This window comes from Peptostreptococcus sp. MV1 (assembly GCF_000758885.1).
Classification (GTDB): domain Bacteria; phylum Bacillota; class Clostridia; order Peptostreptococcales; family Peptostreptococcaceae; genus Peptostreptococcus.
Window position 1 is genome coordinate 16,399 of sequence record NZ_JRNB01000084.1, and the last position, 11,366, is coordinate 27,764.

At 35.1% G+C, this 11,366-nt stretch carries 9 protein-coding genes, 1 pseudogene and 1 other annotated feature; of the genes and pseudogenes, 9 read left to right on the top strand and 1 reads right to left on the bottom strand.

The genetic code is table 11. The features are described 5' to 3' along the window. Window positions 1-147 precede the first annotated feature (147 nt). From HMPREF1639_RS06305 to HMPREF1639_RS06315, 3 genes and pseudogenes are all read left to right on the top strand, one after another. Window positions 148-636: a MobA/MobL family protein gene (locus HMPREF1639_RS06305; protein WP_036764548.1), complete on the top strand. Its 489-nt coding sequence runs from the start codon at window positions 148-150 to the stop codon at window positions 634-636. A gap of 373 nt (window positions 637-1,009) precedes the next feature. Beyond that, on the top strand, window positions 1,010-2,044 hold the full coding sequence (locus tag HMPREF1639_RS06310) for an ORF6N domain-containing protein (protein ID WP_036764551.1): 1,035 nt from the start codon (window positions 1,010-1,012) through the stop codon (window positions 2,042-2,044). Between the two features lie 54 nt (window positions 2,045-2,098). Next, window positions 2,099-2,518, top strand: a pseudogene (locus HMPREF1639_RS06315) (transposase); the annotation flags it as partial. 231 nt (window positions 2,519-2,749) lie between these two features. On the opposite strand, the gene HMPREF1639_RS08955 reads toward HMPREF1639_RS06315, so the two are convergent. Beyond that, window positions 2,750-3,439, bottom strand: a complete 690-nt coding sequence (locus HMPREF1639_RS08955) for a hypothetical protein (protein WP_052045443.1) — start codon at window positions 3,437-3,439, stop codon at window positions 2,750-2,752. 237 nt (window positions 3,440-3,676) lie between these two features. Here HMPREF1639_RS08955 and HMPREF1639_RS06325 point away from each other — a divergent pair, with 237 nt between their 5' ends. From HMPREF1639_RS06325 to HMPREF1639_RS06350, 6 genes are all read left to right on the top strand, one after another. Beyond that, a complete protein-coding gene (locus HMPREF1639_RS06325; protein WP_036764553.1) occupies window positions 3,677-3,895 on the top strand; it encodes a hypothetical protein in 219 nt (72 codons plus the stop codon). 14 nt (window positions 3,896-3,909) lie between these two features. Continuing rightward, on the top strand, window positions 3,910-5,427 hold the full coding sequence (locus HMPREF1639_RS06330; protein WP_036764556.1) for a 3-phosphoshikimate 1-carboxyvinyltransferase: 1,518 nt from the start codon (window positions 3,910-3,912) through the stop codon (window positions 5,425-5,427). A 12-nt stretch (window positions 5,428-5,439) separates the two neighbouring features. Beyond that, window positions 5,440-6,516, top strand: a complete 1,077-nt coding sequence (aroC, locus tag HMPREF1639_RS06335) for a chorismate synthase (protein WP_036764558.1) — start codon at window positions 5,440-5,442, stop codon at window positions 6,514-6,516. Between the two features lie 10 nt (window positions 6,517-6,526). Then, window positions 6,527-7,321 (top strand): shikimate kinase, encoded by a 795-nt coding sequence (locus HMPREF1639_RS08960; RefSeq protein WP_052045444.1) that lies wholly within the window; start codon window positions 6,527-6,529, stop codon window positions 7,319-7,321. A 170-nt stretch (window positions 7,322-7,491) separates the two neighbouring features. Beyond that, complete coding sequence (gene asnB / locus HMPREF1639_RS06345; protein ID WP_036764560.1) at window positions 7,492-9,351, top strand: asparagine synthase (glutamine-hydrolyzing); 1,860 nt, start codon at window positions 7,492-7,494, stop codon at window positions 9,349-9,351. 97 nt (window positions 9,352-9,448) lie between these two features. Continuing rightward, window positions 9,449-11,020: a fibronectin type III domain-containing protein gene (locus tag HMPREF1639_RS06350; protein ID WP_036764562.1), complete on the top strand. Its 1,572-nt coding sequence runs from the start codon at window positions 9,449-9,451 to the stop codon at window positions 11,018-11,020. A gap of 65 nt (window positions 11,021-11,085) precedes the next feature. Next, window positions 11,086-11,300: a binding site (T-box leader), on the top strand. The last annotated feature ends 66 nt before the right edge of the window (window positions 11,301-11,366 follow it).

Below are 11,366 nucleotides of genomic sequence, written 5' to 3' on the forward strand. Positions count from 1 at the left end.
CTAAATACTTGTTTAAAGTTTTTTAGTAAGAAAATTTTGGAAGTACTTGGAAGTACATTATACAAGTTGATATTGCAATTTTGGATTAAATATTGGATAAAGACGAGCAGATAGAAAAATATTAAGAAAAATCTATCTGCTTTTCTTATGCCTAAATGCAAAAAAAATGAAAGGAAAGATGATATTGTTACAAGGTCAAGCGGTGAAAAAGTCGTGGCAAAAGCTGCATATAATGCAAGAGATAGATTAAGAGACGAGAGATATGGAAAGCTAGAAGATTATACCAAAAAACACGACCTTATCTTTTCAAAAATATTCTTACCGGAACATATCCCCAAAAAATTTTCTAACAGGGAATATTTATGGAATGAAGTAGAAAAAATAGAGAAAAGCAAAAACTCACAGCTTGCAAGAAATTTACTTTTTACACTTTCAAGAGAATTAAATGAAGAAGATAGGATAAAGCTAATCTGTGAGTTTATAGAAGAAAATTTTACTTCTAAAGGAATGATAGCAAACTGTAATATCCATAATCCTTTGGCAAGTGATAATGAAGAACAACCACACGCCCATATCTTACTTACCCTTAGAGAAATTGACAAACAGGGGAAATGGAAACCCAAATATAGTAGATAACCATATCAAATATCTTGTAGGAGAAGTAAACAAAGAATTTGATATAGACATTAATATTGAAATAGAGATAGCCTACCAAAAGGCAATCGTAAGAGGAGAAAAGCCAAGTATAAGACTTGCCATTAAAGAATTTTAAAAGAGAATTGCTAAAGAAGATAGACAAAAAAGCATGGACAAAAGAGCATTACCAAAATAAAGACAATAGCTATCGGGAAGCTGAGAGATAGAAAAAAGCATATATTTTTGGTATAATTATACCAATTAGACTTTGATGACCGTGATAAACAATTGGGTTACAGGCAGTAACTTAATTTAAGATAAAGAAAAAGGTCAACAGGCTGTTGACTTAAAAATATATTGGAGGTGTAATTTTGTGGCTGAACAAAATAGAGAGATAGTAGTGATAGACGAAAATACAATAAAAAGCAAGATTTACTATATACGAAATCAAAAGGTTATGCTTGATTTTGAACTTGCTGAAATATATGGATATGAAACAAGAGCTTTTAATCAACAGGTAAAAAGAAATAACGAAAAATTTGATGACGATTTTATGTTCCAATTAACTGATGATGAAGTTGATGAACTTTCAAGATCACAAAATGTGACCTTGAACAGAGGAACAGGTAGAGGAAGTAACATTAAGTATAAACCCTATGCCTTTACGGAACAAGGAATCTATATGCTTATGACTGTATTAAGGGGAGAACTTGCTGTTAAGCAAAGCAAGGCTTTAATACGAATGTTTAAGCAGATGAAAGACTTTATCATCGAAAACCAAGACTTTATTAGCTCAAAAGAATTATTACAAATAGCAGTACAGACTAATCAGAACACAAATGACATTATGCAACATTCAAAGGAAATAGCAAAGTTAGGGGATAAGATCAATACTTTAGCAACAAAAGAAGATTTGAAAAAGGTTATGGATAATTTTATCGATCCGGACACATACAAGCATTTTCTTTTGATGAATGGAGATAAGATAGAAGCTGACCTTGCTTATACTAAGATATATAAATCTGCAAAGAAAAGTATTTATGTCATAGATAACTATATCGGTCTAAAAACATTAGAACTTCTTAGATCTGCGAAAGACAATGTTGAAGTCATCATATTTAGCGATAATGTGAAAAATAAGGATATGCTTACTAAAAATATCCTAAATGATTTTAGAAAAGATTATCCTAATATCAATCTTAAGATGAAAGTTGCAGGGAAAAAATATCACGATAGGTATATTGGCATTGACTATGGAACTGACAATGAAGCTTTTTATCTTTGTGGAGCATCATCAAAGGATGCAGGGAATAAAATATCAAGTATTACCAAGATAGAAGAATCTTCTAAGGATATGTACCATACAATGTTTGGCGGAATGATAAATAACAAGGATTTGAAAATTTAATATGAAATTGGAAAAGCGTTAATAAATAGCCACATACACTTACAAGGGCGGTTAGAAGGCATTAAAGAAGTATTAGGGCTTTATGTCGGAGATGCTGAATTCTCAAAATATTGGTTATCTATATTCAATGAACTAAAAAATAGAGGTCTAAAAGACATTATGATCCTTTGTGCAGATGGCCTAACAGGTATTAAGGAGTCTATAAGTGTAGCCTTTCCAAACACTGAATATCAACGTTGTATAGTGCATCAAGTAAGGAATACACTTAAATATGTTAGTTACATAGAGAGCCTCAATGCCCAGTTTAAGAGATTAAACAGGAATAGAAGTGTGTTCCCGACTAAATCTTCTCTGGAAAAAGCTTTGTTTTTATCAGTAGAAAAAATAAGCAAAAAATGGACTTACCCTATTAGAAATTGGGGTTCTATATTCAAAGAGCTATCAATCATGTTCGAAGAACGCATAAGTTACTAGATTTAAAACTGACTTTATAGCAGTTTTTATTGGCATGCAAAAAATTAAGTAATATTATAAATTAAAGGGAGGTTGGATTTTCACCAGCCTTCCCAATAATCAAATATTTATTTTTTAACTGCCTAATCGGCGGATTAGCCATAGAAGGTTAATTTACAGAAAAAATTACATACACTCTCCCTACTCGATTAAAAACCTTGCTTTATTGTTTGAGAGTTAAACGTTTAAGGATTAATAAATATCCATGTAGCCAGATGGATGGAAGTAATAAACTTCCCTAGTATTCTTGTTTACAAACATTCCCAAGTCTGTCTGAATATCTGGTAGGAATACATATCCCTGATGACCTTTTTCTTTTAGTACACTATATGTTTCTTCATCACCCATATAACTGTAATCTACCTTGTCGTTCTTTTCCTTCAATAAATTTAGGGCATCTTCCTTACTCAAACTAGGCTGAGCAGGCTTATTAGCATTTAAATCCACATTTTTATTTAAATTTTCTTCATTATTTGCTTGCTCTGTATTTGCTTGCTCTATGGATACAGCAACCTTGTTCTTAACAATAACCTTATTTGCAGGTAAGTTTGATTTCCTATTAATATTCTTGCTAGTTTCGTTTACCACTATGTCCCTATTGTTAACTTTATCTATATTTTGAGATACATCCTTTGCCTCTGGTTGAATTTCATTTATTGTAAGATTTTCTTCCTTACCAATAGGGTTTGTATTGTTATCCTTTACACTTTCCTCTACGGTGTTTTCTTGATCAGCAAGAGGCGTTTCGACGTGGGCATACATCGTATCGTTTTTGGCTGTTAATGCGTCCTGTGAATGACCAGCATTTATTGCTAAACCGATGCCACCTATTGATGCTATTCCAGCTACTACCATTACCATTGTCAAAAATTTCTTCTTCATAAAATCACATCCTTTTCTAAAAAGAAAACTAATTTATATATTATGCACTCTTTGCATATTTTCATCAATTTCTTTATACTATTATATTACCACATTTGCTTCGAAATAAAGATTACAGGCCTGTTATTTAGAATTACAGTTCCGTAATATGTATTACATTTTGTAACAAGTTATCAACTATGGTATAATTATTGTAATTAAAGCATTTATAATTTGGCAAACGAGAAAGGACTAAAAATGAAGAATATAGGAATAAAGCAGATTGCAAACTCTTTGATGTTTTCAATTGGTGTTTGTGGGATAGATTATCTTATAAAGAAGGGTAATGGTAGCTTGGTCAAGCAGTTTGGTCATAGCACACAAAAATTAACAATTTATTACATTTTGTTATTTGTTATACTATTCGTGATATGTAATGTTGTCTATGAAAAGATAAAGAAACATAATTCTAGGTAGATTTTGGAGATAATATGAAGGGTGACAAGAGTGTAACTATTAGATATAGTAAGGAAGTTGATTTTAATAAAAAAAGACCTGTGGAAGTTATTTCTTCAAAGTCATTTCTACATAGGGCTCTAATATGTGCTGCCATGGCTTGTGGTACTTCTAGTATTTCTTATAAGGGCTTGTCTGATGATATTATGGCGACAATATCAGCACTTGAAGTTTTGGGAGCTAAAATTGATATTGGACTAACTAGCTTATCTGTAAGGCCTATTGAGCCGGAGAAAAGGAAATTTGATTATACCTGTCAAATGTATAGTGAGGATATGAAGTCGGATTTTTACAGGGGAAAAAATACTATAAAAAGATATAATTCTGATCCTAAAATCGTTGATTGTGGAGAGAGTGGTTCTACGCTGAGGATGCTACTGCCCTTGGCAACGAGTTTGACTGACGACTATATTTTTGTAGGAAAAGAGGGTTTGAAGAGGAGGCCCATAAGTGATTTGACGAGGGTACTTAGACAGGCGGGAGCTGATGTATGTCAGGATACTTTGCCAATTGAGATTAGAAATAAAAGTACTGATGCTAGTGCCTTTAGGGATAATAATGAAATGGGCACAGACACATTTAAGGCTGATAGTATAGGTGAGTTGACTCGTAAAACCTACATAGATGAAAAGAGGATAATATTTTTTATTAGGGGTGATATTTCATCTCAATACATATCAGGTCTCTTATTAGCAGGGCCCTTGATGGATAGAGAAGTGATTGTAAATGTATTGGATAGGCTAGAATCAAAACCTTATATAGACCTTACCAAAGACGTCATGTCTATATTTGGTGTCAAGGTTGAGGAGTTTGAATTGAGCACCAATGCTTTTGCTGATAATATAGTAAGAAGTTACAAAATAAAGTCTGGTCAGAAGTATAAGCATGTTAATATAAATTCTCAGGCAGATTGGTCTAACGCATGCTTTTTTATGGCCTTGGGAGCTCTTAAAATGCCTATAAGTATAGAAAATTTAGACTTTGGCTCAAGTCAAGGCGACAAGAAGATAGTAGATGTTCTAAAAGGATATGGAGCAAAGATTCTTATTAGTAATTCAAAAATAGAAATATGGCCAAATGATAGAAATGCCATTGGCTTGGATATATCTGATACACCAGATATTTTGCCTATTCTGGCGGTATTAGCTATGTTTGCTCATGGCGACAGTACCTTTACCGGATTTGAGAGGTTGAGGATAAAGGAAAGTGACAGAGTAGAATCAGTTATTAAAATGGTGCAATCTCTTGGTGGTCAGGCTAGGGTAAAAGGGGACTTATTTATAGTTGAAGGTATAGAAAAATACTTGAATCAAGAAAGTGGTAGAATATATAGAGTTGACTCTTTTAATGATCACAGGATAGTTATGGCTGCTAGTATTGCCTCAAGTATGCTCAATGGAGACTTAGTGATAAATGGGGCTGAGGCTGTGAATAAGTCATACCCGGGATTTTTTGACTTGTTGGAAGATTTAGGTTTTACAGTTATTAAATAGGTAGGTGTAGATATGACTTGGATATTAGGAAATAGGATAAAAATAAATATATTTGGTGAATCTCATGGACCTGCCATTGGTGGAGTTATGGAGGGGTTACCATCTGGAATAAAAATTGATATGAAGGCCATTGAGGACTTTATGGCTAGGAGGGCCCCAGGCAGGAGTAGTTTGACTACTGCTAGAAAGGAGGCTGACCAACCAATATTTCACAGTGGAATATTAGATGGAGTGACTACGGGTACTCCTATTGCTTTTACAATCAAGAACTCAGACAAGAGATCAGTGGATTACAGCGACCTAATCAATAGACCTAGACCTTCTCATGCAGATTTGACTGCTAGGCTTAGGTTTGGAGAGTATGTTGATATGAGGGGTGGAGGCAATTTCTCAGGTAGGTTGACTGCTCCAATATGCTTGATTGGGGGGATACTCTTGCAGGTTCTGAAGGAAAAAGGGGTTCATATTGGTGCCCATATTTCAAAAATCGGTAATATAGAAGATAAAAAATATGACCTACTTAATTTGAGCCTTGAGGCTTTGTATAAGACAAAAAATAAGGAATTTCCAACGATTGACAGTGAGGCTGGCCTGAATATGCAAGACTATATTAGTGAGGTTAGAAGTCACAAGGATAGTATTGGGGCTATAATCGAATGTGGTGTGGTGGGTATGCCAGCTGGTCATGGGAACCCAATGTTTGATGGTATAGAATCGTCTATATCAAAAAATATATTTTCCATACCAGGAGTAAAGGCTCTTGAGTTTGGGAATGGGTTTGATGTGGCCAGTATGTTTGGTTCAAACCACAATGACCAGTTGTACTATGGTGAGGATGGCGATATATGCTACTATTCAAACAATTCTTCTGGAATCGTAGGCGGCATTTCAACAGGTCAACCAATTGTTTTTAGGCTAGCAGTCAAACCAACTCCATCGATTGGTAGGCTACAAAAGACGGTTGATATGGCTAGTGGAGATAATGCAAATGTAGAGATTAAGGGCAGGCATGATCCATGTATAGGCATAAGGATAGTGCCTGTAGTAGAGGCTATGACGGCAATTAGTCTGGCTGACTATTTATTTTAGGGAGAGAGTCATGGATTTAAGAGAAATTAGGACAAATATTGATAGGGTAGATGGAGAGTTGGTAAGCTTTTTAAAGAAAAGGTTGGAACTGGTAGACAGGCTAGGTTTATATAAATATATAGAAGGTATAGGTATAGAAAATACAGATAGAGAGGCTGATATAATAAATAAGTTATATCAAGATTATGATATAGACAGTGATATTGAGGAGGTATTTAGGGCAATATTCACAATCAGCAAGAAGAGGCAGGCCAGACTTTTTGAAGAATATAGACAGGTCCAGGACATGTGCAATACCAATGATAAAAATATAATTCTTGTCGGTATGCCAGGTAGTGGTAAAACAAGTATTGGAGTGAAGTTATCTACATTCTTAAATAGGAAATTTATTGATACCGATGAGTTGATATATGAAAAAGAAGCTTCTAGACCTGGTGAAATAATAGATAGGTACGGTGAAAACTACTTTAGAGAGATAGAATTTAATGTTCTCAGTGAACTGATTAATAAAAAAGGTCTAATAATAGCAACTGGTGGTGGTATAGTGATGATGGAGAAAAACCACCCACATATAAAAAACTCCAATAATGAGGTTTTTTATATTGATAGAAAGATAGAAAATCTGGCAACAGATGGTAGGCCCTTATCTAATGGAGGGCTTGAAACCCTAAAAAATCTATATGATATAAGACATTGCAAGTATGAATCTGTGGCTGATTATAGGGTCTATAATAGAGACATTTATGAAACTGTGTACAAAATAGCTAGTATATACTCAGATAAAGATAAAAATGCAAGATTATGATTTCATGCTTGCATTTTCAAATGCCAAAAAATTGAAAAATACTAATTTTCATGATATAATATTTCTTACGAATAAAAATAATGCTTAATATATCAAGTGTAATTTGATTTTATATCATTGGTAAAATATAGAAAGTGTAAAGATAGATAAAAGAAGAAAGGGAAATATATATGTGCGGTTTTGTTGGATTTTTTGACAATAGTGACAATAAAGAAGTAATTTTGGATAAGATGATGAATAGAATTATCCATAGGGGACCAGATATGGGAGGCAAGTTCTATGATGACGATGCAGCCCTTGGTTTTAGAAGGCTAAGTATACTTGACTTGAGTGAGGCTGGCGGTCAACCCCTATATAGTCATGACGGTAACAAGGTATTGGTATTCAATGGAGAAATCTATAATTACGAAGAGATTAGAGCTGAACTAATAGAAAAAGGCTATACCTTCAAGAGTAGTACAGATAGTGAGGTCCTAATTCATGGTTATGTAGAGTATGGTGAAGCCCTAGTGGATAGGCTTAGGGGTATGTATGCCTTCTGCATATGGGATAAGCTAGAAAAAAAGGCCTTTGTAGCCAGGGACCACTTTGGTATCAAGCCTTTATACTATTATGAGTACCAGAAGAATGGCAGGGATTGCCTGCTAATTGCATCTGAAATAAAGGCTTTTTTAGAACATCCAGATTTTAAGAAGGAAGTAAATGAAAAGGCCCTAAAACCATATTTGACCTTCCAGTACTCTTCTCAGAAAGATGAAACCTTCTTCAAGGGGGTAAAAAGATTAGGGGCAGGTCACTATTTTACTTACCAAAATGGTAAGATGGATATCAAGCAGTACTGGGATGTGAATTTCAATGATACACACTCTAGTCTAGAAGAGAATATAAAGAAGATAGAAGATGTGGTTGCTGATTCAGTAAAAATGCATACAAGAGCAGACGTTCCTTCAGCGTCCTTCCTATCAGGTGGTGTCGATTCAAGTTATGTAACTGCTTGTCTTAAGCCTGACAAGACATTTTCAATAGGATTTGAGCAGGAAAAATTTGACGAATCTAACCTTGCTGCAGACCTATCAAAAATACTAGGTATAGAAAATATAAGAAAAACAATAAATGGTGATGATTGCCTGGGCAAGCTGGCAGAAATCCAGTACCATATGGACGAACCACAGTCTAACCCATCTACACTACCACTTTATTTCCTATCAAAATTGGTAAGAGACAATGGTGTCACAGTTGTCCTATCAGGTGAAGGAGCAGACGAGATATTTGGTGGTTATGAATGGTATGATATAGATGCCGGCCAGAAGAAGCTTAGACAGTTACCTGGATTTATACTAAAACCGGCAGCAGCAATAGCAAAGCACCTACCGGAATTCCATGGTAAGACAACCCTACTTAGGGCAGGTAGACCAGTAGAAGAGACCTTTATAGGTGAGGCCCTAGTGTTTGAAGAGGACGAGGCAAGAGACATCTTAAAGAGCAAGTACCACAAGTCTAGGAGCGTTAGAGAAATCACTAAGGAAGTTTATGACGTGGTCAAGGGTAAGGATGATATTACTAAGAAGCAGTATCTGGATATCAAACTATTTATGGAAGGTGACATCCTACAGAAGGCCGACAAAATGAGTATGGCTCATTCTATAGAACTAAGAGTTCCTTTCTTAGACAAGGAAGTAATGAAGGTTGGTGAAGGTATCAGTTCAGACCAGAAGATCAGTCATGGAACTACAAAGTACGTCCTAAGAAAGGCAGCTGAAAAGAAGCTACCAGAAGAATGGTACAAGAGAAAGAAGAAGGGATTCCCAGTTCCGATCAGGCTGTGGTTCCAGGAGGAAAAATACTACAATTTCGTCAAGGAATACTTCAATGCAGACTATGTGGAAGAGTTCTTTGATAAGGCAAAGATTAATAAATTGTTAGATGACCACTATAATGGTGTGACTAATAATGCTAGAAAGATATACACTGTTTTGGTTTTCCTAGTGTGGTACAAGAGGTACTTTATAGATGAAGTTGCAGGCAATTAAGCACCTGTAACTGATAAGAAATCAAGGAGTTTATTAACTTCTAGGCTAGACTAGAAAATAATTGTAAATACTATAAGACAAGAGAGGGGGTACTATTATGCATAAGAAGAGACAATTAGCTGTAATAGTTGCAATACCCCTTCTTTTATTTGGCATTTTTAGTGGCCTAAAGTATGGATATATTAGCCCAATGGTCAAGGGTATAGATATAAGGATCATAGGCGGTACCTTTATCACAAATGTGAACAAGTATGTAATTAAGCTGGGAGATACTGTCAGTCTATCACCTGGAGAATATATAATGGTTCCAGACTTTGCAAAAAAACCAAAACTAAAGTTTGCCGTATTGGACAACAAGTCGGTTATATCGATTGAAGGCGACAAGTTGACGGCAAATAAGGTAGGCTATGCATCTATAGGTGTACTCAATAAAAATAGGGTCTTGAGGAAGGCTACCATAATGGTTGTCAATCCTAAAATAACTAGGATGCAGGTCAACTTTGATAAACCCTTAAAATACTATGGTGATAAGAGCAAAATTAGTGCTAATATAGATATAGATGACTTTAAGAAACTAGAGGGTGGATATAAATTCAAGTACTCAACTACAAATGACAAGGTCCTGAAAGTAGATGATAACAAGGTGGAGGCTGTAGGCGTTGGTGAAGCCAAGCTGATATCCAGGTATGACAGGAAGGAGAGTCAGACTACCATAAAAATCGAACCAAAGGTATATAGGTTAGAAATGGATGATGTATACAATATTGAGGTTGGTAATATACAGAACTTGAATACAAGAATTGCTACCTTACCAAAAGACATGAAAACTAATGTAAGTTATAGGGTAATAAATTCAAGTAAGTATGATATCAACAAGAAGGTAGCCTTTGGGGAAAGTGGATTAGAAACTACTTATGGTATAGATTTGGATGATAAGGGAAATATAAAAGCGAATAGGTTGGGTACATATTTGGTAGAGGCTAGGAGTGGTGATAAGGTCGACAGGGCTCTTGTAAATGTCGCTCAATCTAAATTTGAAAATATAGAACCAAAGAATCCTCAGTATAGATATGAAATAAAGGATGGCAAGTTGAATATTGAGCTAGGTTGGGACCATGATAGAAGGATAAATACCTATGATATTTATGTGAAAGATAGAATAAAAGGTGAGGACTATAGCCTTTATACTAAATCTAGGGTAGATAATACAAGGATACCATTTGGCAATAGGCTAGCAGAACTTTTAAGGTTTGATATTGGCGTTGGATCTGACTTTGACTATGATGTCTACATAGTTGGTAAAAATTACGCTGGTGAAAAAACCAAAGACAGCAGGGTTTTAAACATATCCAGCCGTAGGGGCAGTGACTTCCAGAAGAAGAAGGTAAGGAATTTGGAAGCTATTAGTGACAGGGAAAATAGTACTGTCAAGCTAAAGTGGACTCCAATAGACAAGGGTAGGTATAGTTATAGGGTATACTATACTGACCGAGACCACAAGGAGGCCAATTATAGGTTGATGGCAAAAAATATACAAAAAAATACAACAACCCTAAAGATAAATAGGGATAATATAAATTATGATTTCTATATTATAGCTGTCAATGAAAACGGGCAAATATCCGATTTTAGCAAGGCTGTCAATGTAAAATCTAACTTTTCGGAATAAATGCTAAATATAAGTGGCTAAACGTTGACAAAGCATTTTAAAATTGATATACTTTTGTTATTGAATTAAAGACTGTGATAGAGAGAGTAGTTGTGGGTCCATGTTTTAGCGAGCTGGTGGCGGTGCAAGACCAGTAATATACCTGTGATGAAGAACACTCTGGAGTTTCTGACTGAAGTTTAGTAGGCTCAGACGGTTAGATACCGTTATAAATCTTCTAAGAGATCAGCCTGGGCTGGTAATTAGGGTGGTACCGCGATTATAACACGTCGTCCCTTATGAGGACTACGTGTTTTTTTATGTATGACGGGCATGCCGTCAGTCTGTGGTGAAAGTCCACGTAGGG

Bases quoted from the DNA above. Each gene is read 5' to 3' on its own strand.
- HMPREF1639_RS06305 (WP_036764548.1), top strand. From the start codon at position 148: ATGCCTAAATGCAAAAAAAATGAAAGGAAAGATGATATTGTTACAAGG.
- HMPREF1639_RS08955 (WP_052045443.1), bottom strand. From the start codon at position 3,439: ATGAAGAAGAAATTTTTGACAATGGTAATGGTAGTAGCTGGAATAGCA.
- HMPREF1639_RS06325 (WP_036764553.1), top strand. From the start codon at position 3,677: ATGAAGAATATAGGAATAAAGCAGATTGCAAACTCTTTGATGTTTTCA.
- HMPREF1639_RS06330 (WP_036764556.1), top strand. From the start codon at position 3,910: ATGAAGGGTGACAAGAGTGTAACTATTAGATATAGTAAGGAAGTTGAT.
- aroC (WP_036764558.1), top strand. From the start codon at position 5,440: ATGACTTGGATATTAGGAAATAGGATAAAAATAAATATATTTGGTGAA.
- HMPREF1639_RS08960 (WP_052045444.1), top strand. From the start codon at position 6,527: ATGGATTTAAGAGAAATTAGGACAAATATTGATAGGGTAGATGGAGAG.
- asnB (WP_036764560.1), top strand. From the start codon at position 7,492: ATGTGCGGTTTTGTTGGATTTTTTGACAATAGTGACAATAAAGAAGTA.
- HMPREF1639_RS06350 (WP_036764562.1), top strand. From the start codon at position 9,449: ATGCATAAGAAGAGACAATTAGCTGTAATAGTTGCAATACCCCTTCTT.